Genomic DNA, 25522 nt, shown 5'->3' with positions numbered 1-25522 from the left:
CGCAAGCCGAATACCCCATCTGCCAGTGTCAGGTATCGCTTGCGGCGGAGACACAAGGGTGGTACACAGGTGGGATTGGCGGCAAGAAAATTATAAACAGAATCAGTAAGTTGGCGGATCGGTAGGCGAGTTCAATCCTCTCTCGCAGCACCAGCCTATCCCCTTGAAATCGCTCAAACCCTTTGACATGCAAGGCCTCTTGTCCATTCTGATGTTACAAATCGCGTAACAAATGGAAGGAATTGACGGCGGTGCGAGTTCGAAATCTCTGAATCGCGACGGCCGCTACTTTGCTCGGCTTGTCATCCCAAAAGACCTTCGGCCCTTTGGCAGTGGGGCGCTGTGCGCCCAATTTTTCCTGGAAACTGGATTCCACGCATATGCGGCCAAAGCGAGTAGGTTTCTATGCATGGCTTCTTCTTTTTGGCGTATGTCTCTCGATCCAAGCCTGTGGCAGCGGACGTAGCGGGCATCGTTTGTTTCGGGCAAGGTCATGAGGGCTGGAGAAAAGTAGATGGATAAGAGCTATTCGATCAGCGTTGCTACGTTCTCCCCTACCAGGTGGAACTGGTGATTTGACAATTGCGGCGGTGGATAGATACGGCATAGACGGTCTTGCTACTGACAAAAATGGAATTCCTAAGCCTATCGGAATGCCATGGGATTTCGACGACTCTATAAAGGCTTATGTGTTTGATCGTAACTTCTTTTATTCAGCAGAAATTGATAGAAAATCAGTATTCACTGGCACAGAAGAAGACATAAATAATATCAAGGAGGCTATTTGAATACGCAGCTCCAGAGATAAATCTCGTACGCGTGGCGCCACCTGCGACGCGATAGAGTTGCGCGCCCGGTTGTGGCACATGCCCGGCAAAGTATGTTCGCCAGGTGTTCCGTGCGCACGGTTGCGCGCCGGTTGTGGCACAAATCGGCTGGCGAAGGTTTTGCCAATCACGCGTTTGCAACCTATGCTTCGATATCGGCCGCCAGTGCTGCGGATGCAGCCGACAGTAAGAGGGTACGTGCTCTTGCCCGTCCGGGAGAGAGCCGTGTCCCTTCCTCGCAATCATGTGCTGAAAACCCTCTCCCCAGAGGATTTCGCGCTGCTGCTGCCTTCGATGCACCATGTCCAACTGGACCTCAAAGCCCAGCTGGAGGTGCCGTATCAGCCGATCGAGCATGTGTATTTTCCAGAGGCGGGTATCGCTTCGGTTGTCGCCACCATGACTGGAGGGCGGCAGAGTGAAGTCGGGATCATTGGCTATGATGGCATGACAGGCGTTGCCGTCATTCTCGGCCAGGACAGCTCTCCCAACGAGACCTATATCCAGGTCGCAGGCAATGGCTGGTGCCTGCCGGTTGAGAATCTTCGCTCTGAGGTGGCAAAGAGCCAGTCGCTTCGCGAGTCACTGCTTCGCTATGCCCACGCCTTCCTTGTCCAGTCGTCGCGGACGGCACTGGTCAATGGCCACTCCAAGATCGAAGAACGGCTGGCCCGCTGGTTGCTGATGGTCCACGATCGGACCGAGGGAAACAAGATCCAGCTGACGCATGAATTTCTGGCGACCATGCTCGGCGCCCGGCGCCCCGGGGTCACCACCGCGCTGCAAATGCTGGAATATCGGGGGCTGGTTCACGCCAGGCGCGGCGAGATCACAATCATCGACCGTGCCGGAATGATAAAGCTCACGCATGGTGCCTATGGCGACGAGGAGCAACGTCACTTCGGCCCAGCCTCCGCCCGCCTGATTGTCCGATATCAGACATAAGCTTGAAGGCCGCCGCATGTTAGACGAAAGTCGTATTGTTGGCAGGGAGGAACTGTTGATGAGCCACACTTTTCACACAGTCACGGTTGAAGGCGCGGCGGAGGCCTATGTCCTTTCCAGAGGCAAGGCTCGGTATCTCTCGATCGCGCAGGCGATCCGCGCGATTCGAACACTCCTGCCGGCTTGCAAGGCCACCAATCACGAGTTGGAGGAGATGCTGGCGGCAGCATGCGTGGTGCACGGCGTGCCCGTCGCCTTCGACGCCAAAACAGCCGATGGCCCAGAACCACGGCTCCATTCGTAGGCCCGAAATGTCCGCGCCGCTGCAGAAGCCAAATTCATTGGATGTTCGGCAGGCGATTGTCCGCTACCTGATCGATCATGTCGACAATCCGAGCGTCTCGATATTCGAAGTGACCATTGCCGTGAGGAAGATGTTTCCACTTTGCGAACTCACGGATTGGCAAATCGGCGATCTCATTGCGCGAAGCGCCATCGACGCGGGATTTGCGATCGATTTTGATGCGGCCCTCTAGACGCCTCTGGGTAGCAGCATAGCGGCGCCTCGGTCTCTCACGGCGGAACCAGGCTGGTAGCGCAGATCGTCCGCGACGACGGGGCCGCAGGTTTCCCGAGCGGACTTGCGCGTCGCCGGCCTGCCGAGCGCAGCCGATACTGGATCAATCCTGAGCGGGAGCCTGCTATAATCCCGTATGGCCGCTCGCATAGTGGTTATCCTGGCGCTGCTTTCCGCCTTCGCCTACGGCTTCGCAAAACTCGTGGAACGTTATGGCGACGCTGGCGACAAGCCCTCTCCGTGTGAAAAATGGCCACAGGCTGATTGTCCAGTCCCAAGCGCGCCACCTCAAGAAGAAACCAAGCCTTGAGCGGGCGTTCGCGGGCGCCCCAAACATCGGCGTTAATACGCCGTGGCAGCCGGTTCGCGCATAACCGGTGGAACAAGAATTGCTCCGCATCGTTGAGATAACCATGCAACCCGCCGCGGCAGCAATCAAGCACCGCAGCTGAAGGTTGCTTGGAGGCTATTATGGGAAAGCAACTTACATTGGCTGCGGCAGGCATCCTTCTGCTCGTCGGTGTCAGCGCCGCCGCCGCTCAGGACGTCATTATTCAACCCGAGCATGACACCGTGATCCGGGAATACGTGAAAAAGAAACCGGTGGCATCACTCAGCCTTCCCGGCGTGGAGCTCAACATCGGCACAGCTTTGCCCGAAACAGTCGAGCTTTACGAGGTGCCGGACGTTCAATACCGCTACGTCGTCATCGATGGCCGAACCGTCCTGGTCGATCCAGGTACCCGCAAGATTGTGAAGGTCTACGACTGACGTGACCCCTCACGCTGAAGCCCGTCATGCCGAAAGGTGTGGCGGGCTGGCGCCTTCTCGACATCCCGATGGCGCAGAGATGGAAGGTGCAATATCGCGCTGGATAGTCATGCAACGGCGTGATTGCCCAATGCGCCAAATCCCGACAGACACCGGCGAGCAACTCCCGCGAACAGTTCCGAGTATATTGGAAATGCTGATTTTTACTGATACTGGTGATTGCCGGCTTCCTTCACCACCTTGACCTCCACCGTCATGCCGAGAAAGCTCGACGCGCTGCCGCAGTAGCTTCCGGAAAGAGGAATGGCTTGCCCGGGATGCCTGGCCACAGCCACCCTGATCAGGTCCCGGTTGCCGACAATGCCGTTGGTGGGATCGAACTCGACCCAACCCGCGCCAGGCAAATAGACCTGGCACCAGGCATGCGTCGACCCACCGCCGAGGACAGAAGCACTGTCGCGGTTCGGCACATAGACATAACCGGTCACAAAACGGGCGGCAAAACCGAGTGAACGAACCGCTTCCATCATGAACAGCGCAAAGTCCCGGCATGTGCCTCGACGCAGGTGCAAGGTCATGAGAGGCGGTTGCGTCCCGGATTCAGTTCGACGCGAATACACAAAACTTTCGTGGATGGCGTAGCAAAGTGTCATCAGCAATTTGCCCGTCTCGGTGTGCCCTTTGGCGCTCACGAACTGTCGTGCCCATTTGCCGATCTCGTCGCCGTCATCGAGGTAATGGCGCTCGATCGTTTGGGTGAGGTCGGTTGCCTCGTCGGGATCGTAGGAAAATGGATAGCTGAGTGCTGCGTCATCGATACGAAAATCAGGCGCATGCTGCGGCGTGTGATCGAGCCGAATGTCTGTGACGAAACGCAGTTCGTCGCCCGAGCCGTTGAAGTCGATGACCGCAACGCAGTTTCCGAAAACGTCGTGGATCCAGCCAATCTCTTTCGGCTCAGGGTCGACAAACAGGGCGTGATCCAGAAGTCGCTGATCGAAACTGTCGCGCGGCCTGAACATCAGCCGGTGCTCGCCGAACGTCACCGGCTGCGTATAGCGATAGACGGTCGTGTGCTTGACTGAAAAGATCGGCATTGGCTTACGTCGACCACCTGCGATATCAGCGCCATCATATAAGCTTTTTTGATGTGCAGCGGACAAAATGGAGCTGCCCTCAATACGGCGTACCAGGCGGATTGATGAACAGACCGGCACGGCTAGCGCCGAAGTGATCATGCATGCTGGCCCGCTGCTCCTGGTTCCGTTGGGAGCATAGCCGCGAAAAAAGCAGCGGACGTGCGCCGCAGGCCTTTTGCAATCTCCAATTGGTAGACTCTCTCAAGGCCGGGGAAGTTAATCCTTGCGCCACGGAAAGGCCAAGGCGAGGAACGTCGCAAACGGGAGGAAGCAATGAATGAAGACTACGAGCTGGCCATAGACCACGACAAGCCTTACGAAATAACTGCTTTCGCTAAAAAGCACGGCCTTACGACAAGGGCTGCCGAGCTGATCCTTTTCGCCTATAGCCCGTCCCGAGCGGCGTGCGATACTGCCGCAACGGCTTTCCTCACCGCCGTCGCCGTGCAAGCCAAGAGACAATCGGCGCGCTAGCTCCGAAAATCCGGGAGCGACGGCTGGCGCACATCAGCTCGCCACCGTCGCATGCACCTCATTTCCGAGCGTGAATTTGGATGATGTCGAGGCTGCGCCTATCGACGGCGCAGCCTGGATATTGAAGACTCAGGTGAGGCTTCTGGACCAGTCGTCCACCTGGCGCTCTGCCTCTTCCTTGGCGATTCCATACCGCTCCTGAATACGGCCTGCGAGTTGGTCACGATTGCCCTCGATGCGGTCGAGGTCATCGTCGGTGAGGTCACCCCATTGCTCCTTGGCCCTACCTTTGAACTGCATCCATTTTCCCTTGATCTGATCCCAGTTCATGAATTCCTCCTTTGCTGCTCAAAGGGAAATGCAAATGGACACCACACGTTCCCGTCGGCGGACCGCCGATGACGATTATTCTTGGCGACGCAGCAAAAGCCGCCGGCCGAAGCCAGCGGGGCGAATTTGAGCAGGATGCGACGATCCGCATCTTGAAATCACACGCGACGGGAAGGTTCCCCAGCCGGATCAGCTGGCGCGCGCCAAGGCGATCGATATGACGTTGTCCGTTTCCGTGTCCGGTAGATCGAACAGCATCGGGAGTTGACGGGTCATGGCCATTTCAACGATCAACTCTTCAATGGACGCTGTCGGCAAGTCGGTCTCGACACTATTCGAGATCATCGAGGCAAGCTTATGGACTGGCACTGGTGCCGACTTCGCACGGTCGTCGAGCAACCTGCTGATTTCGATGACAACGTCTGCGTCAATGCTCTTTGGCAATTCGCGCATGGCTTTTCCTCCCTGCCCATATCATGCGCGTGCCCGAGGGCTGAGTCCCGAAAAATCAGGGCTGAGTCTCGAAAAAATCGGCGTAAGGACTTAGCAACGGGCGTGCGTGCGTCGGTCCGATTGCCTGGCCGTGCGTTCGGGCCTGCGGCGTAAAGCGCTTTGGTGTCGCATGTGGCAACGAAATTGCCCGTTTTGCGTTGGCCAATCATACATCGTGAGCAAACGCGACAAAGGAGAGTAAGCATGGCAGCCGACGCGGCGAAGCTCTACCCACGCCACCGGGATCGGATCTCCGGCAGCGAGGCTTATGTGGTAACGCATTTTGCCCGGCAGAACGGCATCACCCCGGCGCAAGTCCATCAGTTGATCAGGAGGTATGGAAGCGACCGCGCCAAGCTGGTGGCTGCGGCGAAGGAACTTCGCACGTCGCTTCGACCGGATATCCCCAAAACCATGCTCGCCTCAGGGCGCCGCGCCGGGCGTTTTAGCGCCGGTGTTGATGCCGGAAATGGCTTAGGGAGACAGTGAGCAGCCTGCCTAAGAAATTCAGTCTTTTCGATCCTGGCCGCCGCCGCCGGCTTCTGTTCGCGATTTACTTGCTTCAATGGTCGCCTCCAGATCGGACCGGCTGCCATGTCGAACCGAGTAAGCTCGTGTAAATTCGGCGCCCAACAGAAAGATCACGGACGAATAAAAGATCCACAGCAGCACGACGAGCAGTGCACCGGCTGCCCCGTATGACGATGCGACGGCGCTGGTCCCGATATACCAGCCGATCAGCGACTTGCCGATCGTGAAGAGAAATGCCGTTACCACGGCGCCGACGCCGACGTCGCGCCATTGCAGCGCGCGGTCGGGCAGGACCTTGTAGATTGCCGCAAACAACAGCGCGATCAGCGCAAACGAAACGATCCCGTTGATAGCGCTGAGGATGAGGGTGCCAAAGGGCAGATATGCGTTGATGATATCTGCAAGCGCCGATATTGCCGCGCTTACGACCAGGGACACGAGCAGTAGAAAGCCAAGCGCCGCGACGAGACCCAGGCTGGCAGCTCGTGCCCGCACGAGACGTGAAATCGATGTGCCGCCCGGTTTGACTTTCCAGATCTCGTTGAGGGCAACCTGCATTTCGCCGAACACGCCGGATGCGGTAACCAGCAGCGTGACGAGCCCCAAAATGCTCGCAAGAGTTCCCGCCTCCTTGTGTGACGCGTCCTCGATTGTCGCTTGCAGAAGTTCGGCGCTCTGCGGACCCATCAGGCCCGCCATCTGGGCCGAAAGCGCCAGCTGTGCCGCATCGTTTCCGAAGGCCAAGCCTGCGATGGCGACAACGATGAGCAGGATCGGCGCAAGCGAGGTCGTGGCATAAAACGCCATCGCTCCCCCGTGGCTCAAGGCATTGTCATTGATGAAACCGAGGACGCTCTCCTTAAGCAGTGTCCAAGCCTCTTTCGCCACATCCCACATGTTTTGCCTCACCTGCTTCTCAAGCAAATAGAGGCAGTACCGCGGCGGACCAGAGCGTGGCAGGTTGCAAACCTCTATAGGGCAAACCTCTATAGGATTGGCGGCGGAGGCCGGTCGGCAGCGAACGTCCCCAGTCCCTTTCAGGCACAGTCCAAGAAACCAAATCCTCTGTGCAGAGGAATTAGGTGACGGATCTTGGCTTGTTCGGTGCGACCTGTCCCGCGGCTCTTTTCGCCAAACCATCCTGCGTCGGGAAAGCCGAGAATGCCGCGATGGCTAGAAAGATCGGAATCCCCAATTCGAGGATTTCCTCGAACACTGTCGAGGCATCGATCCGGGTGAGGTGGATGCCGAGAAATGTGAGATTTGACGGCGCCCCGTCGATGACCTTCGAAAGGACGGCGCAACCGATAGCGGCGACGATGGCAACGGCAGTTGCCTCGCCGTGGCGAAGCCCGTGGACAAAGCCACGGAGGCCGTCTTTGAGGAGAAAATAGAAGGCAACGGTGAGGGCGATAACGACCGTCGCGCCGATTAGCTTTTCCAACAACGGAACGTCAGGCGAAATATAGAGGGTGGTCTTGGTGATGTTGTGGGTGGTGAAATGCGCATGGAAGTCCAACTCGCGCAGGCACATCGCGATCGGGATGGCGACAAGGTACCACCGCCTGAGCAGGTCCCGATAGGACATTTCCCGCACAAGCGTTGCCACGACGATCAGGTAGCCGGCGGCCGAGAAGACTTCAATTGGACCGCCTTCGCTGAGGTAAAACTTCCTGACGTCTTCGGGAAAGAAAGCGAGCGACAGGGCGATGAGAAAGACGAGCACCAGCAGGGCAAGTCCCATTTGATTGAAATAGTGGCCTTTGCCGTAATCGGTCTTTCTTTCGCTCCATGCCATATCTGTGTCGCCCATGTCTGTCTTTTGCCGGTTCACTATTAATCGTGATCTCACTCAACTTGAAAGATTGGACCGTTGTCAAGTTGCCGCTTGGTAATGCCCGGCCACCTGCCGGCGCTCCGACGGCATGACTGCGTAAGCGTGGCGAGCTGGTCGGGGCTAACATTTTGCAGCCAAGTGGAATCACTTGGCGTCGCAGAAATGCGGCCAAACAGATAGAGCGGGTGCCCAGTTCAATGTGAACGCATCCCGCTCTAGAGCGGTGTTGGCTGGCATTGGGCGACGACCCGTTCGCTCACGCCACCGACCAGCCGCCATCGACCAGTACATTCGCGCCAGTGATCATCGACGCGGCGGGCGAAGCGAGGAACACCACCGTGCCGGCGACATCGATCGGATCACCGATGCGGCCGAGCGGGATGTGCCCAAGCACATGGGCATGAAAGTCCGGATCGGCGAGCGAGGGCCGTGTTCCGTCGGTCCAGACGAAGGTCGGCGCGACGCTGTTGACGGTGATCTTGTGCTGCGCCCATTCGGCCGCGAGGCAGCGGGTGAGGTGGTTTATTGCCGCCTTGGTCATGCAGTAGATCGCTTCGCCCTTCAGCGTCACCGTGCCGGCCTGCGAGCTGATGTTGATGATGCGCCCGGATTTCTGCTCGATCATCAGCCGCCCGACCGCCTGGGTGGTGAAGAACGTGCCCTTGAGGTTGACGTTCACGGTGAGGTCGAAATCCGCTTCGGTCACGTTCTCGGCGAGGTTTTCAGGCCCGAGCCCGACATTGTTGACCAGAACGTCGATGCGGCCGAAAGCGGCGTAGGCGTCGGCAACCGCTTTTCGCACCGTCGCCAGATCGATGAGGTCCATCTGTACCGCCAGCGCGCGCCGGCCGATGCGCTCAATCTCGGCGGTGAGATCCGCGCCGTCGGCCGCGCTGCGAACGCCAACGATCATGTCGGCGCCGGAGCCGGCGCAGGCGAGCGCGCAAGCGCGCCCGATGCCGCGCGAGGCGCCGGTGACCAGCACCACCTTGTCAGCCAGATCGAATTTCGGCGTGAACTCGTTTGTCATCTCAACCTCCCTGAGAGCCCTGTCGGGGCGCCGCCCGACAGAGCGGTCTCCTCCATCTCTGAACAGCAACTGGGCGGAAGACTATCCACTCGCGGTGCGAAAGCCAGCCGCAAGAAATTGCCGACGGCGGCCGGTTTTGTTGGCAAAGGGCTACCATTCCCTGCTATTCCCCGTTCAAACCAAAAGCAGTGGACTTGCGCATGACCAATGTCGCCCTGACCGGGCTTGCCCGCGATCTCGCCAAGCGCGCCGCGGAAGGCCGACCGGTGCGCATCGGCGTCATCGGCTCCGGCGAGATGGGCACCGACCTGGTGACGCAAGGCATGCTGATGCCGGGCATTTCGGTGTGCGCCGTCTCGACCCGCCGCCCGCACACCGCGCGTGATGCCGTCCGCATCGCCTATGGCGATGAGGCGATGGCGCGGGAGGCCGATACGCCGTCGAAGCTCAGCGAGGCGATAGAGAGCGGAAAAATAGCCATCACCTCGAACGAGATGCTGGTCACCAATCCGCTGATCGACGTCGTCATCGACGCCACCGGCAAGCCCGGCGTCGCCGCCGATTTCGACCTGATGGCGATGGAGCACGGCAAGCATCTGGTGATGATGAATGTCGAGGCCGACGTCACCATCGGCTGCTATCTGAAGCAGCAGGCCGATCGGCTCGGCGTCGTCTATTCGGTCGGCGCCGGCGACGAGCCGTCGAGCTGCATGGAACTGATCGAGTTCGCCTCCGCGCTCGGCTACACCATCGTTTCGGCCGGCAAGGGCAAGAACAACCCGCTCAACCATGGCGCCATCCCTGACGACTATCGCGCGGAAGCGCTGCGCCGCAACATGAACCCGCGCATGCTGGTCGAGTTCGTCGACGGCTCGAAGACCATGGTCGAGATGTGCGCCATCGCCAACGCCACCGGGCTGGTGCCCGACATTGCCGGCATGCACGGTCCCAGGGCCGACCGCGATGAATTGGCCAAGGTGCTCATCCCGCACGCCGACGGCGGCATCTTGTCGAGGAAGGGCGTCGTCGACTACACCATCGGCAAAGGCGTGGCGCCCGGCGTGTTCGTCATCGTCGAGGCCACGCATCCGCGCATCATCGAGCGCATGAACGATCTGCATATCGGCCATGGACCTTATTACAGCTTCTTCCGGCCCTATCATCTGACCTCGCTGGAAGTGCCGCTCACCGCCGCGCGCATCGCGCTCTACGGCAAGCCGGACATGGTGCCGCTGCCGAGGCCGGTTGCCGAGGTCTGCGCCGTGGCCAAGCGCGATCTGGCGGCGGGAGAGACATTCGACGCGATCGGCGAGACCTGCTACCGCTCCTGGACCATGACTGTCGAAGAGGCCCGCGCCAACCGCGCCGTGCCGGTCGGCCTGCTCGAAGGCGGCAAGGTGCTGAGACCGGTCAGCAAGGGCGAGCTGCTGACATTAGCCAATGCCGCGCCCGACCCGACCACCAGGCTGTTCGCCTTGCGCCGGCTGCAGGACGAGATGCTGTATGGGGGCGGCTAAGTTGGGTGCAGAAATTTGAATGCCGGCGGGACAGCGCCCCCCTCTGTCCTGCCGGACATCTCCCCCACTTAGGGGGAGATCGGACGTCACGCCGGCTTTCGCCAATCTCCAACATCGCAGTAGTGAGTGGACCGCCGAAGCTGCCAATCTCCCCCCTCGTGGGGGAGATATCCGGCAGGGCAGAGGGGGGCGCGAAGGATCGCTACGGAACGTTTGCTACTGCAACTGATCGTCGACCTTCGCCGACCGGCTTTAGCTACTTTCCCAACTCGATCGATCGCAGCCGCGCAGCTTCCACCGCTTCGGTGAGCAGTTTTGTCAGCCGGCCCTCGCCCATCAGCACGGCAAGTGCGGCGGCTGTTGTGCCGTTAGGGCTGGTCACCTGCTGGCGCAGCACGCCCGCATCTTCGCCGCTATCGGCGGCGAGCGAGGCGGCACCATAGACCGTCTGCACGGCCAGCAGCCTGGCGGTTTTGGCTGGCAATCCGGCCTTCTCGGCAGCCACGGTCAGTGCTTCGATGAAATGGAAGACATAGGCCGGGCCAGACCCTGACACCGCCGTCACCGCGTCCATCAGGCCCTCGTCATCGATATCAGTCACTTCGCCGCTCGCCGAAAGCAGGTCGGCAACGAAACGCTTCGTATCGATGGAGACCAGCCGGTTGGAAAACACCACCATCATGCCCTTGCCGATCGCCGCCGGCGTGTTGGGCATGCAGCGCACGATCGGCGCGCGATCGCCCAGAATGGCCTCGAAAGTGGCGACCGGCGTTCCGGCGGCGATGCTGAGGAAGGTGGTGCGGCCGTCATTGAAGCGCTTATAGGCGGCAGTGACGTCGCGGATCACTTGCGGCTTCACCGCCATGACGACGAGGGCCGGCACCGCATCTGCCGGAATGCCGCCGGCGTCCGCGGCAGCACTGCAGCCCAGCGCTTCGGCGCGCTTGCGCAGATCGGCATTGGGCTCGACAACGAAAACCGCCGCCGGGGGGAGCTTGCCCGATTGCAGCCAGCCCGAGAGCATGGCGTGGCCCATATTGCCGCAACCGGCGAGAACAAGCCTGATCGTCATAGAAAACCTCCGCTAGAGCATCGGACCCAAAAGTGGGTACCGGTTTTGGGACAATCCGATGCTCAAACAATAAGCATCGGACCCAAAAGTGGGTATCGGTTTTGGGACAATCCGATGCTCAATAGGCATCGGAGCCAAAAGTGGGTACCGGTTTGGCAAATCCGATGCTCAAACAAAAAGATGGCTTCCCATAGACGTTCGTGGCGGGGCGGGGAAGCCCTGTTGGGACGGAGGATCAGGACGGACCACGGACCGCCATCGGCCGCAGCGACACCTGCCTGAGGCCGAACATGGCGAACGCGAAGAACAGCCAAACCGGATCGGCGCGATGGAAGAAGAAGCTTTCGAGGAAGGCGTTCAGCGCCGCGAACAGCACCACCATCATGAAGAAGTCGCCGAGAAAGATGTTCTCCTTGCGCAAAGGGATGCGCATGTAATCGCGCAGCGGCGCGATCAGGAACGTGTAGACCGCCACGCACAGCGCCGGGATGCCCATCAGCACCGCGATGTCGAGGTAGCCGTTATGGCCGTGCACGATGGTTCGGATGTCCCAGGCCCGGTCGTAGGGCTGGTCCTGGTTCAACAGCAGCGGCGTGCCCCAGAAGCTCTCGAAGCCATAGCCGGTCCACGGCCGCTCCGCCAGCATCTCGCCGGCGAACTCCCACAGCGTCGTGCGCCCGGTGTAGGTCAGGTCGGGGAAATAGAGTGCCGCCAGATGCTTCACCGGCGGCAGGAAGACGATGCCGAGCGTGCCGATCGCTGCGGCGATGATGGCCAGCGCGAACAGGATCGGCGTCCCGAGCCGCATGCCGATCAGGCTTGGTAGCACGACGATCAGGATCGAAAACGGCACCAGTCCGGCCGTCGTCTTGGAACCGGTGTGCAGCATGAAGATCATCGCCGCGCAAAAGATCGATGCGCCCCAGAGCCGCTGTCCGCGCCGGTAGAGGTACAGCCCGGCGAAGCTGAAGCAGGCCATGACAGGCCCGGCGATGTTCTTGTGGGTGAACACGCCGCGCCACAGGCCGGCATGTTCCGGCTCTAGCGATGCGGTGGTGTGCAGCGCCTCGTTTGGAAAGACGATGAGCCCGATATAGGACAGGCCCATGACGACGACGATGGTGAAGATGATGACTTTCGAGAAGGCTTCGGCGTCGCGCGGAAGCGCCAGGATAGTCGCCATCGTCAAAATGCCGATCAGCGTGAAGAAAGCGGCGCGCATTGCCGAAGGCGGATCGGTTGCCATCACCACCGAAAGCATCAGGAAAGCCAGCATCAGCAGCCAGCAAGGGCTGAGCAGCGAACGCACCACGCGCGGGTCGGCGAAAGCTATGAGCGAGAAGACCGAGATCGCGCCAAGCGAGCCGAAGCCGAGCTGGTTGACGATGTCGCCGCCGTCGCCGGTCATCTCGGCGCCGGCCGGCTGGAACGGACGGAACGACACCAGGATGACGGTGAACAGCAGCGCGGCGATCGCGGTCGCGACGCCGTCGCGTGTGAAGGCCGCGCTGAGCGGCGCGCGTTCAGTTCTTCTCAGGCTGCCGGTATTGCTCATTGGCGTATCCGAATTCGGCAAGCACGCGGCCGACAGCGACATGGATTGGGTACAAGGCTGTCGCCAATGACCCCGTCCGCGCCAGCCTGGCCGCGCCGCGAAACGGTGAGACGGCAAGCAGCGCCAGGCTCTTCAAAAAAACCCTGATGCCGGCGAACGGCGTGCCGGCCCGTTTCTTCTTCTCGACCAATGTCGAGATGACGCCGTTGCGCAGGCTGCGGGCACGGATCCAGTCGGCCTCGACGCGTCGGGCCGGAACTGTTTCATGCACTTGCGCCTCGGCGCACCAGCCAAGCACAAAACCTCTCTGTACCGCCCGGCTTAGGAAATCGGAATCGCCGCCGCCCATGAAGTTGAATTTCAGGTCGAGGAAGGGCGGCCCCATGGCGGTGAGCACGTTGCGCCCAACCAGCAGGTTGCCGGAGGAAAACAGCGCGGGCACCCGCCCGGTCTGCCGATAGGGTGGCGCAAAGACCGGGTGCTCGGCCCATCTGGCATGGGCTGCGTCGGCAAACACAGGCATTTGCGGGCCCCCGACAACGTCTGCACCGAGCGTCTCGGCCGCCTTGCACATGCGCTCGAGCCACTGCGGATCGGCGATCTCGTCGTCGTCGATGACCAGCAGGTGGCTGAAGCCGGGAAAGTGCAGGATCGCCGTCTGCCAGCCGGCATTGTAGGCGCTGCAATTGCCGCGCTCATGCGCGACGATCACCATGCCCGCAATGTCGCCGCGCTCGAACAGCGGCAGCGCCGCCTTGGCGCCGGCGCGCGCCTCGGCTTCGTTCTCGATGACGATGATTGCGAAGCGTCTGCCGGTCTCCTGGGCCTTGAGCGATGCAAGCGTCGCCAGCAGTTGCTCGGGCCGTTTGAAGGTCGGCAGCGTAACGACCGCCTCGACGGCAGCGGCGACAAGTCCCGGCGACCGCCCTGCGATCGATACCGAACCGTCCGATGGCAAAGGGATCATCCGTGTCCAGCCCGGGATGGTGAGTTTGGCTCTCGATAGCATCGCGACGATAACGTTTCGTTAATCACCTTCGCGGACAAGCCGGCAAATCGGCAACGCCGGGCCACCAAATAGCTTCACTTAATCAAGACTTCACCGCGCGTTGTTAGCTGTATCCGCTCAGGAAAGGTGAGATGCATCTGCTGTTCGCCACATCGATCGTGCCCGACGGTGCTCTTGCCTCGGGCTACGAGATCGCCAATGCCGCGATCATCGCCGCGTTGCGGCGCGCCGGCGAGCGCGTCACGGTGATCGGCTTCACCTGGCCGGGCAAGCCTGCGAGCGATCCGCAAAACACCATCGTGCTCGGCGCCGTCGATGTGCGCACAGAAACCGCCTCATCGCTGCAAAAGCTCGCCTGGGTTGCAAGGGCGATGCTCTCCGGCCTCACTTTCGCGTCGGTCAAGCTGCGCGTCGTCAACGACAGCGAGGTCCGCGCCGCCGTCGAACGCGCCGGCCCTTTCGACGGCTATGTCTTGAACTCCGTGCAGTTCGCCGGCGCCTTCGAAAGGCTTTTCGGCGACCGAGCGTCGATCTTCGTCGCCCACAATGTCGAGCATCGTTCGGCGCAGGAGAACGCCGCTGCCGCCGACGGTCTTTTCCAGCGCCTGCTGTTTCGCCGTGAGGCAAGGCTGCTCAAGCTCGTGGAAGAACGGCTATGCCGCCGGGCACGCTTCGTCTTCACGCTGGCCGAAGAAGATCGCTCAGCACTCGGCGTCGCCTCCGACGACCGTTCGGCGGTGCTGCCGCTGGTGACTTGCGCCGAGCCGCCCGTGCAAAAAAACCCGCGCCGCGTCGACTGCGACGCGGCCCTGATCGGCACCTGGACCTGGCAGCCGAACCGCATCGGCCTCGACTGGTTCCTGGAAAAGGTGGTGCCGCATCTCAGGCCCGATTTCCGGGTCAGGATTGCTGGCGGCATGCCGTCGGACCTCAGGTCCGCGCATCCCGGAGTCGAGTTCGTCGGCCGCGTGCCGGACGCGCAGGCTTTCGTGCGCAGCGCCGCCGTCATCCCGTTGATCAGCACCTCCGGCAGCGGCGTGCAGCTCAAGACCATCGAAACCTTCGAGCTCGGCCTGCCCTCTGTCGCCACCAGCCATTCGCTGCGCGGCATCGACCATCGCCCGGTCAATTGCGTGGTGACCGATGATCCGGTCGCCTTCGCCGGCGCCCTGGAAGCAGCAGTGGCCGATGTCAGGGGAGTCGACGGCAGCGCTTTCCACCGCCGGCAGCTGAAGGCGCTCGATGCCGCAATCAGGCTCGGCCTGGACAAGCTCGGGCCCGTCGGCCAGGAGGTGTTCGCATGAATATGCACAACGCCCGCGCCGCTTTCGGGGCCGACAGCTTGAGATCGATCCTGGGCATCTCGGTCCTTGCCATCGGCTGGGACGATGCGGTCGCGCTGCTGACCCGGTTGATTGCAGAGCGGCGCTTCACCAAGGTCACCTTTCTCAACGCGCACAACGCCAATGTCGCCTATACGGACCCGGTCGTTGCCGAGGCGCTCGACGATTTTCTCATCCTGCCGGACGGTGTCGGCGTCGATCTGGCGGCGAAAATGCTTTATGGGGCGTCGTTTCCGGACAACCTCAACGGCACCGATTTCATCCCTGCCTTCCTGCAGGCGTCCGCCAGGCCGCTGACTGTGGGGCTGCTCGGCGCGACCTGGGTCAACGCCGAGGCGGCGTCGAAGAAGCTGGCAGCGCTCGCGTTGCAGCACCGGTTCGTGGTCATCCATGACGGTTATTTCTCTCCCGCCGAGGAGCCGGCAATCGTCGATCGCATCGCCAGGTTGCGGCCGGACGTGCTGCTTGTCGCCATGGGCGTGCCGCGCCAGGAATTATGGATCGCACGCCACATCGACGCGCGCCACTGCACGCTGCCGGTGGCCGTCGGCGCGTTGCTCGACTTCCTGAGCGGCACGGTGCCGCGGGCGCCGCTGTGGATGCGCCAGCTCAGGCTCGAATGGCTGTTTCGGCTGTGGATCGAACCGGGCCGGCTCTGGCGCCGCTATGTGGTCGGCAATCCCCTGTTCCTGTGGCGCGTCATCGGCCAGAAATTCTTGCGGAGGCCCGCTCCTGCCGGAACTCGCCCTGGGGCAGGCCGCGGAGCAGATCCCGGAGCAAGCCGTTGAACAACCGGTTCGTGCCGAGCCCTGATACCGAGGCCGATTTCCTTCGCCGGACGCCGTCGGCGGCGGTCGTGACGGCAAGCTATGCGCCGGATCTGGAGCGCTGCCGCCTGCTGTGCGACACGCTCGACCGCTACGTTTCCGGCGTGGCGCACCACTATATTCTTGTCGAGCATCGCGACGTGGCGCTGTTTCGTCAGCTGGAGAACAATCGCCGCACCATCGTCGACGAGCGGGACCTGTTGCCGCGCTGGCTGCATGCCTTCGACGATCCGCTCAGCCTGTTCCGCCGGCGCATCTGGCTCAGCCTGAAGACCATGCCGCTGCGCGGCTGGCATGTGCAGCAGCTTCGCCGCATCGCGATATCGGCGCACTCCGGCGAAGACGTGCTGATCTTCTGCGATTCCGACGTGGCGTTCCTAAAACCTTTCGACTGCAGCGCCTTCTGGCGCGACGGCAAGGTGCGGCTGTTCCGCCGCGACGGCGTGCTGTCGGCTGAAGGCCATGAGGAACACCGCATCTGGTCGCGCAATGCCGGCTCGGCGCTCGGCATCGAGGCATCGGAGGTTTCGACCGACGACTACATTTCGACGCTGATTGCTTGGCGCCGCCAGACCGTGACGGCGCTGTGCGCGCGGATCGAGAAGATCCATGGCCGCAACTGGGTCGAGGTGGTCGGCGCGGCGCGCAAATTCTCCGAATGCATGATCTACGGCCGCTATGTCGACGACGTGCTCGACGGCGCCGGCCATTTCCATGGCTCGGAGGAGTTCTGTCGCGTCCACTGGACCGGCGAGGCGCTGTCGGATGACGAGTTCCGCCGTTTCGTCGCCTCCATGGCGCCGCAACAGGTGGCCATCGGCATGCAGTCCTTCATCGGCACCGATGTCGGCCGCATCCGCCGCCTGATCGGGCTCGGTTAGTGCTTGGGCGCGATCACATTGAAAGGACAACACTGGAGGCCTTCGTTCCGCAAAAGCGTCCTTCCGGTTTGACCTCCGCCACCCGAAATACGCTTTACGGTTCCGGTTGACAGGATCGCTACGGGGTCAGCTGATCCTCAGCCGCTGCATTCTTTGGCTGAGGTAACGGCAATTCGAGGTCTGGGCGGAGCTCAGTTCCAGCGATCAAGCTTTGTCCTTGAGAGAGACTGACAATATGTACGCAAGATCGATCTCGTGAACCTCGGGCATGGAGCATCGATAGCAGCCAACTGATCGAATTTGCCCCCTACACCGGCTTCGCCGGCCTGCGCATCGCCGAATAGGTGAGCAGCGCCGAGGCGAGATAGAGCAGCAGGAAGACGACGTTGAGCGACAGCACCAGATCGGGCGTGTCCGGGATATTGGTGAGCACATAGGTCAGCAGCACCGCCTTCAGCCCGGCAAGCAGGGCCAGGTTGATCGCCCGCACCAGCGTCTGGCCGCGCGCGAACAGAAGCTCGGCCTGGTATTCGACGAGATTGCGCAGGCCCGGCACGCAGATCGCCAGCGCCACCAGAGGGGCGGCCTCCGCAACATTCCTGCCCAGCGCGTTGGGGAAGAAATGCAGCACGATGCCGAGTGCCGCCAGCGCCAGCGTCGAGACCAGGAACACGCCGCCTTCGATGCCGCTCTTGACCGAAAGGCGCGATAAGAGTTCCGGCGCCCGCATCATGCGCTGCACCAGCATCATCGAGAAGGTGCGGATCGGGATCGCCGTCAGGTCGACCAGCCGCATGATGATGGCATAGATGCCGGCGAGGTGCGGGCCGCCGATCGCCAGCACCAGCAGCTTGTCGAACTCCATCTGCAGGTAGAACAACACCTCTGCGCCGGCCACGTAGATGGAATCGGCGAGCCGCCTGAGATAGAGCGCCAGCCGCAGCCGCAGCCGCTGGCGCGGATAGAAAAATCCGAAGGCGATGAGCAGCGAGGCGGCGTTGGCGCCGATGTAATACCAGGACCAGACCGCTATGGTCGGCTGCGCCGCGACCATGAACAGCACGGCGCCGAGCGCCCGCAGGGCCGTCGCCAGGATCGTCAGCAGGGCGGCGCGGCCGAATTTGCCGAGACCGTTGTTGACGATCAGCGCCACCTCGACCGGCCGCCACAGCAGCGCCTCGGCAAAAACGATCGCCGCAAACACCGACAGCGGCACGGTGCTGGCAAAGAAGACCAGGTAGACGCCGTAGGAGGCGGCAGCCAGCAACGGCAGCGATATCGCGCCTAACAGCAGGAAGCCGGCCGTGAAGGTGCCGATCAGATTGGGGCGGATGGTGGCGGTTCGGTAAAGCGCCGAGATGAAGCCGAAGGCCAGGATGCGCGACAGCATCACGCCGGCCGCCGAAGCGGTGGCGAACATGCCGAATTCGGCTATCGACAGCGTGTTGGCCAGCGCGATGAAATAGGCGAGCGAAAACACCAGCCGCCCGCCGGCGCCGCTGATCGCCGAAAGATAGTCGCGAACCAGCCCCCGTCGCCCGGTCACGAAAGCGCCGATCCGGGCGAGAGGCCGTCTTTGCGGGATGTTGCCTGCCTCAGTCATCTGTCGGAGACATAGGCTGGAAAGTTTAACACGCGGTTCTGGACGCTTTCGATGCCTTCAAGTAGGGCACAACCCAAGAGGGAAACCTTGTCTTCAAGGCAGGGAAATTAACCTTTTGTTTCCTATGCCTGTTTAGCGTGGCTTAACGAATGGCTGAGCGCGCGTCCAAGCCGCAAAGGGCAAGCTCCACGACAATGGTCGACAGGCAAAACCGTGAAGATTGGAAGCGCGAGCGGTCGTTGCTGGCGCTCGGCCAGGCGCTGCGCGGCGAAGAACCATCGCTGGTTGCGATCGGCGACCGGGCAGACCGGTCATGGCGCGAGGATGCCGCAACGCGCCATCGCCGCGCGCGCTTGCGTCGCGAGGGGCGGGCGCAACCGGAATTTTCGACCACCCCGGAGCCCTCGGCGACCCCGGAACGCTGGGTGAACCCGGATTTATCCGTAAACAATGAAACAAGCCGGTTTCAACCCAAGGGTGCATCGGCTTCGGCTGCCCGGACTGAGACCGACGACGTCGCTGAAGCGGACGATGCGCAGGCCAGGCAGCGGGACGAGCCGGTTGCAGCCGGTGTTTCTGAGCACCGGCGTTCCGATGCCGATTCTCGATACGCCGCGTTCGATTCTCGATACGCCGGTGACGAGCAGCGATCTTCCCGTGAGGAGGATGACAGATGGAAGCCGTTGATCGATCCGATGCAGGTCGTCCGCGGCATTGCCCGCTCGAAGCTGCTGATCGTCGCCATGACGATACTGGGCGCCACGCTTGGCGTCGCCATCGCGCTGTCGACGCCGAAGAAATACGAAGCCACCGCAGAGCTGATCGTGGACCCGCGCGACCTGAAGCTCACCGACCGCGACCTCACCCAATCGGTGGTTGCGTCCGACGCCACGCTGGCCATTGTCGAAAACCAGGTTCGCGTGCTGACCTCCGGCACCGTTCTCAACAAGGTCGTGGACAAGCTCAATCTCGTCAACGATCCGGAGTTCAACGGGCAAGGTTCCGGTGGCCTGGGGATGACGACGCTCATCCGGTCGATGCTGTCGCGCAATGACGGGCCGGGTGCCGGTGAGGGCCGCCGCCGTGCGCTGGCCGTCGCCAATCTGGCGGAGAGCCTTTCGGTCGAGCGCGGCGGCAAGACGTTTGTCATCTCCGTGAGCGCCACCACGCAAAATGGCGAGAAGTCGGCGCTTATCGCCAACACGATGACGGACGTTTTTCTGCAGACCTTCGGTCAGATCCAGTCCGACACCGCTGGCCGCGCCACCAACGAGCTGACCGGCAGGCTTGACGAGCTGCGCAAGGGCGTCGAAGTGGCCGAGCGCAAGGTCGAGGATTTCAGGGCCGCGCACGACCTCGTCGACGCGCAAGGCCATCTGATCAGCGACGACGAGATGCTCAAGCTCAACCAGCAGCTGGCCATCGCCCGCGCGCGCACGCTGGAACTTAACGCCCGCGCGGCGTCGGCGCGCTCGATCGACGTGAATTCGGTTCTGAGCGGCACCTTGCCGGAGGAGATCAATTCCAACACCATGAGCGAGTTGCGCTCGCAATATGCGACGCTCAAGCAGGAGGCCGACCGCGCCGCGATCCGGCTCGGGCCGCGCCATCCCGAGCTCCAGGCGCTCAATGCCCAGCTTGCCGGATCGCACGAGCGTATCGCCGGGGAACTGCGCCGCATCGCCTCGTCGCTGCAGGTCGACTTGAGGCGCGCCGTGCAGCTCGAACAGGATCTGGCCTCCCGGCTGGCGCAGTTGAAGGTCCGCAGCGGCGACGTCAACAGCGACCTCGTCACGCTGCGCGAACTGGAGCGCGAGGCTGCCGCCAAACGCTCCGTCTATGAACAATATCTTCTGCGCGCCAGGGAGACCGGGGAGCAGAAGGATATCAATACCGCCAACATCAACGTGATCTCCAAGGCGTTCGCCCCGCTCGAGCCGAACGGACCATCGCGCGCCATGACGGTGCTTGCCGGCCTGCTGGCAGGGCTTGCTTCCGGTGTCGGCCTCGGCGCCATGCGCGGCGCTTATGCGAGCCTGCGCGAAACCGCCGATTCGCGGCCACGCCGCAGGGCAGAAGGGCGCCGGACACCCATTGAAGGTAAGGCATACCAGCCGCCCGTTCCGCCCCATGCCGGACAGGTACCTCATCCGCAGCAGCATCCCCGAGCCTCGTCGGACGAGGCAAGTCAGGCTTCGAAAGCGGCTGAACAGCAAGCCTCCATCGAGGAAATCCGAACCAGCTTGCGCGAATTCCGCGAAGCGGTTCGCGAACTCAGCGAAAGCCGATCGCGGCGCTATTTCTGAGCGCCGAAGAGAATAAAAGCCATCGGTTTCGAGTTAGCGGCATAAGACGGCGCTTTGACGGGATTGCCCGGTCGGGTTTTCGTGAAAATGCCGCCCGAAGCAGAACGATGTCGAGGGTGGTTGATGGCCGAGTTGATTGACGGAAAAAGCGTCGCCGAGGGCGTGGTGCGGCGCGTCAAGGCCCTGACGATCGAATTGATGGAAAAGAGCGCGCAGAAGCCCGGTCTTGCCGTGGTCATCGTCGGCGAGGATCCGGCGAGCCAGGTTTACGTCGCCTCCAAATCCCGCACCGCCAAGGAATGCGGATTTCATTCGGTCCAGCACACGCTGCCGGCCGAGATGTCCGAACAGGAACTGCTTGCTATCATCGGCGAACTCAACGCCGATCCCGGCATTAACGGCATCCTGGTGCAGCTTCCACTGCCTGGCCATATCGATGCGGGCAAGGTCATCCAGGCAATAGCGCCGCAAAAGGATGTCGACGGCTTCCACTTCATCAATGTCGGCAAGCTCGGCACCGGCGAACTGGAGACGGCCTTCGTGCCTTGCACGCCGGCCGGCTCGATGCTGCTCATCGAGCGTGTGCGCGGCAAGGATCTTTCAGGGCTCAACGCGGTGGTCGTCGGCCGCTCCAATATCGTCGGCAAACCGATGGCCAATCTTCTGCTTGCCGCCAACTGCACGGTCACTGTCGCGCACAGCCGCACGAAGGACCTGGCTGCACTGGCGCGCACCGCCGACATTCTCGTTGCCGCTGTCGGAAAACCTGAAATGGTCAGGGGTGACTGGGTCAAATCAGGCGCCACCGTCATCGACGTCGGCATCAACCGCATCGCGGCGCCAGAAAAGGGCGAAGGCAAGACCCGTCTCGTCGGTGACGTCGCCTATGCGGAAGCGGCGAAAACGGCCGGCGCCATCACGCCGGTGCCCGGCGGCGTCGGACCGATGACCATTGCCATGCTGATGGCCAACACGCTAGCTTCCGCCTATCTCGCGGCCGGATTGAAACGGCCGTCTTTCTGAACCTGGAAAGCCTCAGCTTTGCCGAACCTCACTGTTCCCTCAGAGCGGCCGGTCACCAACGATCCCGTTCACGGCGGCCGGCAGTTCGGGTTCCTGCTGGTCGACAAGTTTTCCATGTTCTCGCTGGCCGCCGCAATCGACACGTTCCGGTCGGCGAACCGGCTGCTCGGCCACGACTTCTATGGCTGGACGACGGTGTCGGCCGACGGCGATTCCGTCATGGCCTCCAACGGCCTGCCGCTCAAGATCGACTACGCTGTCGCCGATCTGCCGCCGGTCGATATTCTTTTCGTCTCGGTCGGGCTGACGACCGAGTTTCCCGGCAAGAGCAAGGTGCTGGCGGCGCTGCGCAGCTGGGGCCGGCGCGGCAACGCGCTCGGCGCACTGTCGGTCGGCTCCTACCTGCTCGCCGAGGCAGGCCAGCTTGAAGGCTATCGCTGCACCATCCACTGGGAAAACCGCGCCGGCTTCGTCGAGCGGTTTCCCGACATCAACTGCACCGGCAATGTCTTCGAGATCGATCGCAAGCGCTACACCTGCGCCGGCGGCACCACCTCCATCGACCTGATGCTGGAGATCGTGCGCGGCGATTTTGGCTCGAGCCTCGCCAACGGCGTCGCCAACCAGTTCCAGCACGAGCGCATCCGCTCCGCGGGCGACCGCCAGCGCGTCGGTCCTGAGCGCGACCTGACCGGCAAATCGGAAAAGCTGCGGCGCATCGTCGAACTGATGGCCGATCATCTCGACGAGCCGCTGTCGGCGGTGCAGCTCGCCAAGTCGGCCGGCCTGTCGGTGCGCCAGGTCGAGCGGCTGTTCCTGCGTCACCTCAGTGTGACGCCCGGCCGCTATTACATGCGGCTCAGGCTCGAGCGGGCGCGCGAATTGCTGCGCCAGACCAACATGCCGATCCTCGATGTGGCGATCGCCACCGGCTTCACCTCGCACTCCTATTTTGCCCAGAGCTATCGGCTGCAGTTTGGCCGGCCGCCTTCCGAAGAGCGGCGCACGACATATTGAGTGGTTTGGCGCGTTCAGCGCGCCAACCCCTCACGTGCCAGGCGCCCGGACTTGTATCCTGACGCGGCGTCAAATAGCTTCGCCCCCCTCACTTGCAAGACTGACTTGAGAGACTGACTGGCAGAGACTGACTTGGGGGGAGATTTGCATGGCGGGACTTGCACAGAGCATCGCTGCGGCGATTTTACTGTTGTGGATGACGACGCTCGGCCTTGCCGCCGACCGTGTTGTCATCGTTCTCGACGCCTCCGGTTCGATGTGGGCGCAGATCGACGGCAAGCCCAAGCTCGAAATCGCCCGCGAATCGCTGCGAACGGTGCTGCAATCGGTCCCCGCCGACAAGGAAATCGGCTTCATGGCCTATGGCCATCGCGAGAAGGGCAGTTGCGAGGATATCGAGCTCATCGTGCCGCCGCAGGCCGGCTCGGCAGCTGCTGTTTCCTCTGCCGCCGACAACCTGAAATTCATCGGCAAGACACCGCTGACATCAGCCGTCAGGCAGGCGGCCGAGGCGCTGAAATACACTGAGGACAAGGCCACCGTCATCCTGATCACCGACGGGCTCGAGACCTGCAAAGGCGACCCTTGCGCGCTCGGCAGGGAACTGAGGGCTGCCGGTGTCGACTTCACCGTAAACGTCGTCGGCTTCGGCCTGACCGCGGACGAGGGCAAGCAGGTTGCTTGCCTCGCCGACAACACCGGCGGCAAATACATCCAGGCGTCCGATGAGAAGGCGCTGCAGGACGCGCTGGTCGAGACCATCGCCGCCGCACCTGCACCGGCGCCCGAACCAGCGCCTGCGCCGCAGCCGGCCGCCGCGCCGGAAAAACCGCAGTTCAATTTCATGCCCGCCGTGGTGCTCGCCGAGGGCGGCGATCCCGTCACCGACGGCAATTCCTGGGAGATCCATAAGGCAAAGTCCGACGGCACGCGCGGCGACTACGTCACCACCGAATACGGCGCCTACAAAGGCAATCTGGAGCCGGGCGACTACACAATTGTCGCACGCTATGGCGAGGCCGGGACCGAACAGAAGATCACGGTCGAGGCGGGCCAGGTCTACAAACCCCTGCTTACGCTGAATGCCGGCACGCTCATCATTCATCCGCGGCCAAGTGAGGGAGCGGCTGTCGCCGATGGTGCGGCTGTCGTGATCGCCTATCCGGGCGTTGATACGCCCGCGACCTATTACGGCGACACCAAGGTCGTATTGCCGGCCGGCGACCAGAAGGTGACGGTCAGGATCGGGCAGGGCGAGGTCACCGAAACCATCCCGCTCACTGCCGGCAAGGTCGTCGACAAGGATATCGTCGTCGGCGTCGGCCATGTCGTTGCCAACGCCTACTACATTTCCGGCGGCGACAAGGCCGACGGTTCGGGCATCGGCTTCAAGGTGTTCAAGGCAAAGAAGAAGATCGACGGAACGAGGCAAGAGGTGGCTTATGCCTATGGCCCCGACAGCAAGTTCGATCTGCCGCCCGATGACTATGTGCTGACGGCGACGGTCGACCTTGCCGTCGTCGAGCAGCCGTTCAGCGTCAAGGCCGGTGAGCACCAGGATCTGAAGATCGCCATCAATGCCGGCGTGCTGGCGATCACTGCGCCAGGAGCTTCGAAGATCGAGATTTTCGATGCGAAGAAGGACATCAACGGCAACCGCAAGTCGCTCGGCTACGCCTATGACGAGAAATATCAGGCGGCGCTGCCGGCCGGCGACTATGCGGTCGTCTCCGAAAAGTTGGACAACAGCTCGAAGGAAAGCACCGTGACCATCACAGCCGGCGAGCGAGCCGAGCTGACGGTGCAGTAGGGACGCAATTCGACGCCAGTGTCGATTGCTCGCGATGGGAACCCGCCCGGCCTTGAAGGCGCAAGGTATCGAAGCGATCGACTGATTGTTAGATAAATATACGCCCCACAATTGCCGAGCTTGGCCTTGGATTGCGGCCGGCGCTGTGGTCGTACAGATCGGACTGGCATTCGCATTTCTACCTCGCAGGCAGCGTCGACGCGAACTAGTCGGCTGAACGTCCGAAATGGTGGAATGTTGCTATTCGTCTCGTCGATCGGAACGAGCAGGTAGCGCCAGGAACGGCCATCCCCGATATGTCTGTCGAATGACCGGAGTTGGGCCGTTAGCGGTCGGTCGGCTTGCGGTGCAGGGGATAACGATAGCGGACATTCAACCTGCAAGGCCCGATGTCGTGGGCTGACCCCAAGCCGACCTTCATCAACCCGTTTTGCTACCCGATAGTCGACATTCGCGGCAACCAGCACTGATGACCCGTTAACGACCTTCCTGACATCGCGCTGCAACGTCGGCACAGGTGAAGGTTTTTCGATGCGGGCCGCGGCACGAGGGTTGGGGCTGGATCGACTTCGGCCCGCGTTAAAAAACCTCCCAAGGAGGAAGCCG

Annotated in this window: 25 protein-coding genes; 15 read left to right on the top strand and 10 right to left on the bottom strand. The window is 61.9% G+C overall.

Features of this window, described 5'->3' with window-relative positions; genetic code table 11:
* The first annotated feature begins 575 nt into the window (after positions 1-575).
* From NMG80_RS02085 to NMG80_RS02065, 5 genes are all read left to right on the top strand, one after another.
* Complete coding sequence (locus NMG80_RS02085) at positions 576-788, top strand: hypothetical protein (RefSeq protein ID WP_254016604.1); 213 nt, start codon at positions 576-578, stop codon at positions 786-788.
* 213 nt (positions 789-1001) lie between these two features.
* Complete coding sequence (locus NMG80_RS02080; RefSeq protein ID WP_254016607.1) at positions 1002-1772, top strand: Crp/Fnr family transcriptional regulator; 771 nt, start codon at positions 1002-1004, stop codon at positions 1770-1772.
* A gap of 58 nt (positions 1773-1830) precedes the next feature.
* Positions 1831-2076: a hypothetical protein gene (locus NMG80_RS02075; RefSeq protein ID WP_254016603.1), complete on the top strand. Its 246-nt coding sequence runs from the start codon at positions 1831-1833 to the stop codon at positions 2074-2076.
* Positions 2048-2308, top strand: a complete 261-nt coding sequence (locus NMG80_RS02070; protein ID WP_436798528.1) for a hypothetical protein — start codon at positions 2048-2050, stop codon at positions 2306-2308. The genes NMG80_RS02075 and NMG80_RS02070 overlap by 29 nt, the downstream gene beginning before the upstream one ends.
* Positions 2309-2820: 512 nt before the next feature.
* Complete coding sequence (locus NMG80_RS02065; protein WP_254016601.1) at positions 2821-3120, top strand: DUF1236 domain-containing protein; 300 nt, start codon at positions 2821-2823, stop codon at positions 3118-3120.
* Positions 3121-3323: 203 nt separating this feature from the next.
* Here NMG80_RS02065 and NMG80_RS02060 read toward each other — a convergent pair whose 3' ends face one another.
* On the bottom strand, positions 3324-4217 hold the full coding sequence (locus NMG80_RS02060) for a transglutaminase family protein (protein WP_254016606.1): 894 nt from the start codon (positions 4215-4217) through the stop codon (positions 3324-3326).
* 315 nt (positions 4218-4532) lie between these two features.
* On the opposite strand from NMG80_RS02060, the gene NMG80_RS02055 reads away from it, so the two are divergent.
* Positions 4533-4733, top strand: coding sequence for a hypothetical protein (locus tag NMG80_RS02055; protein WP_036263866.1), 201 nt, complete (start codon positions 4533-4535; stop codon positions 4731-4733).
* A 129-nt stretch (positions 4734-4862) separates the two neighbouring features.
* Here the strand turns inward: NMG80_RS02055 and NMG80_RS02050 are convergent, their stop codons facing one another.
* Both NMG80_RS02050 and NMG80_RS02045 read right to left on the bottom strand, forming a co-directional pair.
* Complete coding sequence (locus NMG80_RS02050) at positions 4863-5063, bottom strand: CsbD family protein (protein ID WP_091595138.1); 201 nt, start codon at positions 5061-5063, stop codon at positions 4863-4865.
* A gap of 189 nt (positions 5064-5252) precedes the next feature.
* Entirely contained in the window at positions 5253-5516 is a 264-nt protein-coding gene (locus tag NMG80_RS02045; protein ID WP_254016600.1) for a hypothetical protein, read from the bottom strand.
* A 243-nt stretch (positions 5517-5759) separates the two neighbouring features.
* Between NMG80_RS02045 and NMG80_RS02040 the strand changes: the two genes are divergently transcribed.
* Positions 5760-6044 (top strand): DUF3606 domain-containing protein, encoded by a 285-nt coding sequence (locus NMG80_RS02040; RefSeq protein WP_254016599.1) that lies wholly within the window; start codon positions 5760-5762, stop codon positions 6042-6044.
* Positions 6045-6062: 18 nt separating this feature from the next.
* On the opposite strand, the gene NMG80_RS02035 is transcribed toward NMG80_RS02040, so the two are convergent.
* The 3 genes from NMG80_RS02035 to NMG80_RS02025 all read right to left on the bottom strand — a co-directional run bounded on the left by NMG80_RS02035 (position 6063) and on the right by NMG80_RS02025 (position 8953).
* Complete coding sequence (locus NMG80_RS02035; RefSeq protein WP_254016598.1) at positions 6063-6983, bottom strand: YihY/virulence factor BrkB family protein; 921 nt, start codon at positions 6981-6983, stop codon at positions 6063-6065.
* Between the two features lie 181 nt (positions 6984-7164).
* Positions 7165-7899 carry a hypothetical protein gene (locus NMG80_RS02030; protein ID WP_254016597.1) on the bottom strand — a complete coding sequence of 245 codons (735 nt, stop codon included), beginning with the start codon at positions 7897-7899 and terminating at the stop codon, positions 7165-7167.
* A 280-nt stretch (positions 7900-8179) separates the two neighbouring features.
* Positions 8180-8953, bottom strand: coding sequence for an SDR family NAD(P)-dependent oxidoreductase (locus tag NMG80_RS02025; protein WP_254016596.1), 774 nt, complete (start codon positions 8951-8953; stop codon positions 8180-8182).
* Between the two features lie 200 nt (positions 8954-9153).
* Between NMG80_RS02025 and NMG80_RS02020 the strand changes: the two genes are divergently transcribed.
* Positions 9154-10470 (top strand): NAD(P)H-dependent oxidoreductase, encoded by a 1317-nt coding sequence (locus NMG80_RS02020; RefSeq protein WP_254016595.1) that lies wholly within the window; start codon positions 9154-9156, stop codon positions 10468-10470.
* Between the two features lie 256 nt (positions 10471-10726).
* Here NMG80_RS02020 and proC read toward each other — a convergent pair whose 3' ends face one another.
* From proC to NMG80_RS02005, 3 genes are all read right to left on the bottom strand, one after another.
* Positions 10727-11542 carry a pyrroline-5-carboxylate reductase gene (gene proC / locus NMG80_RS02015; RefSeq protein WP_254016594.1) on the bottom strand — a complete coding sequence of 272 codons (816 nt, stop codon included), beginning with the start codon at positions 11540-11542 and terminating at the stop codon, positions 10727-10729.
* Positions 11543-11777: 235 nt separating this feature from the next.
* Positions 11778-13097, bottom strand: a complete 1320-nt coding sequence (locus NMG80_RS02010; protein WP_254016593.1) for an O-antigen ligase family protein — start codon at positions 13095-13097, stop codon at positions 11778-11780.
* Positions 13066-14064 carry a glycosyltransferase family 2 protein gene (locus NMG80_RS02005; protein WP_254016592.1) on the bottom strand — a complete coding sequence of 333 codons (999 nt, stop codon included), beginning with the start codon at positions 14062-14064 and terminating at the stop codon, positions 13066-13068. Before NMG80_RS02005 ends, NMG80_RS02010 begins: the two co-directional genes overlap by 32 nt.
* Positions 14065-14237: 173 nt before the next feature.
* Here NMG80_RS02005 and NMG80_RS02000 point away from each other — a divergent pair, with 173 nt between their 5' ends.
* Genes NMG80_RS02000 through NMG80_RS01990 form a run of 3 tightly spaced genes read left to right on the top strand, consistent with a single transcriptional unit; the run spans position 14238 to position 17157 of the window.
* Entirely contained in the window at positions 14238-15410 is a 1173-nt protein-coding gene (locus tag NMG80_RS02000) for a glycosyltransferase (protein ID WP_254016591.1), read from the top strand.
* Positions 15407-16237: a WecB/TagA/CpsF family glycosyltransferase gene (locus NMG80_RS01995; protein ID WP_254016590.1), complete on the top strand. Its 831-nt coding sequence runs from the start codon at positions 15407-15409 to the stop codon at positions 16235-16237. The genes NMG80_RS02000 and NMG80_RS01995 overlap by 4 nt, the downstream gene beginning before the upstream one ends.
* Entirely contained in the window at positions 16234-17157 is a 924-nt protein-coding gene (locus tag NMG80_RS01990; RefSeq protein ID WP_254016589.1) for a DUF6492 family protein, read from the top strand. Before NMG80_RS01995 ends, NMG80_RS01990 begins: the two co-directional genes overlap by 4 nt.
* A 307-nt stretch (positions 17158-17464) precedes the next feature.
* Here the strand turns inward: NMG80_RS01990 and NMG80_RS01985 are convergent, their stop codons facing one another.
* Positions 17465-18760 (bottom strand): lipopolysaccharide biosynthesis protein, encoded by a 1296-nt coding sequence (locus NMG80_RS01985; RefSeq protein ID WP_254016588.1) that lies wholly within the window; start codon positions 18758-18760, stop codon positions 17465-17467.
* Between the two features lie 194 nt (positions 18761-18954).
* Here NMG80_RS01985 and NMG80_RS01980 point away from each other — a divergent pair, with 194 nt between their 5' ends.
* The 4 genes from NMG80_RS01980 to NMG80_RS01965 all read left to right on the top strand — a co-directional run bounded on the left by NMG80_RS01980 (position 18955) and on the right by NMG80_RS01965 (position 24916).
* Positions 18955-21066: a GumC family protein gene (locus tag NMG80_RS01980; RefSeq protein ID WP_254016605.1), complete on the top strand. Its 2112-nt coding sequence runs from the start codon at positions 18955-18957 to the stop codon at positions 21064-21066.
* 123 nt (positions 21067-21189) lie between these two features.
* Entirely contained in the window at positions 21190-22089 is a 900-nt protein-coding gene (gene folD, locus NMG80_RS01975; protein ID WP_254016587.1) for a bifunctional methylenetetrahydrofolate dehydrogenase/methenyltetrahydrofolate cyclohydrolase FolD, read from the top strand.
* An 18-nt stretch (positions 22090-22107) separates the two neighbouring features.
* On the top strand, positions 22108-23106 hold the full coding sequence (locus tag NMG80_RS01970) for a GlxA family transcriptional regulator (protein ID WP_254016586.1): 999 nt from the start codon (positions 22108-22110) through the stop codon (positions 23104-23106).
* 148 nt (positions 23107-23254) lie between these two features.
* Complete coding sequence (locus NMG80_RS01965; RefSeq protein WP_254016585.1) at positions 23255-24916, top strand: vWA domain-containing protein; 1662 nt, start codon at positions 23255-23257, stop codon at positions 24914-24916.
* Positions 24917-25522 lie beyond the last annotated feature (606 nt).

This window comes from Mesorhizobium escarrei (genome assembly GCF_935825525.1).
GTDB lineage: Bacteria > Pseudomonadota > Alphaproteobacteria > Rhizobiales > Rhizobiaceae > Mesorhizobium > Mesorhizobium escarrei.
The sequence above is the reverse complement of the archived record's forward strand: the minus strand, read 5'-3'. Positions and strand labels throughout refer to the sequence as shown.

Coding starts and splice junctions, on each gene's coding strand:
- NMG80_RS02030 (WP_254016597.1), bottom strand. CDS start 7,899: ATGGGCGACACAGATATGGCATGGAGCGAAAGAAAGACCGATTACGGC.
- NMG80_RS02005 (WP_254016592.1), bottom strand. CDS start 14,064: ATGATCCCTTTGCCATCGGACGGTTCGGTATCGATCGCAGGGCGGTCG.
- proC (WP_254016594.1), bottom strand. CDS start 11,542: ATGACGATCAGGCTTGTTCTCGCCGGTTGCGGCAATATGGGCCACGCC.
- folD (WP_254016587.1), top strand. CDS start 21,190: ATGGCCGAGTTGATTGACGGAAAAAGCGTCGCCGAGGGCGTGGTGCGG.
- NMG80_RS02060 (WP_254016606.1), bottom strand. CDS start 4,217: ATGCCGATCTTTTCAGTCAAGCACACGACCGTCTATCGCTATACGCAG.
- NMG80_RS02080 (WP_254016607.1), top strand. CDS start 1,002: ATGCAGCCGACAGTAAGAGGGTACGTGCTCTTGCCCGTCCGGGAGAGA.
- NMG80_RS02070 (WP_436798528.1), top strand. CDS start 2,048: ATGGCCCAGAACCACGGCTCCATTCGTAGGCCCGAAATGTCCGCGCCG.
- NMG80_RS02035 (WP_254016598.1), bottom strand. CDS start 6,983: ATGTGGGATGTGGCGAAAGAGGCTTGGACACTGCTTAAGGAGAGCGTC.
- NMG80_RS02020 (WP_254016595.1), top strand. CDS start 9,154: ATGACCAATGTCGCCCTGACCGGGCTTGCCCGCGATCTCGCCAAGCGC.
- NMG80_RS02055 (WP_036263866.1), top strand. CDS start 4,533: ATGAATGAAGACTACGAGCTGGCCATAGACCACGACAAGCCTTACGAA.
- NMG80_RS01980 (WP_254016605.1), top strand. CDS start 18,955: ATGGTCGACAGGCAAAACCGTGAAGATTGGAAGCGCGAGCGGTCGTTG.
- NMG80_RS02065 (WP_254016601.1), top strand. CDS start 2,821: ATGGGAAAGCAACTTACATTGGCTGCGGCAGGCATCCTTCTGCTCGTC.
- NMG80_RS02025 (WP_254016596.1), bottom strand. CDS start 8,953: ATGACAAACGAGTTCACGCCGAAATTCGATCTGGCTGACAAGGTGGTG.
- NMG80_RS02010 (WP_254016593.1), bottom strand. CDS start 13,097: ATGAGCAATACCGGCAGCCTGAGAAGAACTGAACGCGCGCCGCTCAGC.
- NMG80_RS01995 (WP_254016590.1), top strand. CDS start 15,407: ATGAATATGCACAACGCCCGCGCCGCTTTCGGGGCCGACAGCTTGAGA.
- NMG80_RS02045 (WP_254016600.1), bottom strand. CDS start 5,516: ATGCGCGAATTGCCAAAGAGCATTGACGCAGACGTTGTCATCGAAATC.
- NMG80_RS01965 (WP_254016585.1), top strand. CDS start 23,255: ATGGCGGGACTTGCACAGAGCATCGCTGCGGCGATTTTACTGTTGTGG.
- NMG80_RS02050 (WP_091595138.1), bottom strand. CDS start 5,063: ATGAACTGGGATCAGATCAAGGGAAAATGGATGCAGTTCAAAGGTAGG.
- NMG80_RS01985 (WP_254016588.1), bottom strand. CDS start 18,760: ATGACTGAGGCAGGCAACATCCCGCAAAGACGGCCTCTCGCCCGGATC.
- NMG80_RS02000 (WP_254016591.1), top strand. CDS start 14,238: ATGCATCTGCTGTTCGCCACATCGATCGTGCCCGACGGTGCTCTTGCC.
- NMG80_RS02075 (WP_254016603.1), top strand. CDS start 1,831: ATGAGCCACACTTTTCACACAGTCACGGTTGAAGGCGCGGCGGAGGCC.
- NMG80_RS02040 (WP_254016599.1), top strand. CDS start 5,760: ATGGCAGCCGACGCGGCGAAGCTCTACCCACGCCACCGGGATCGGATC.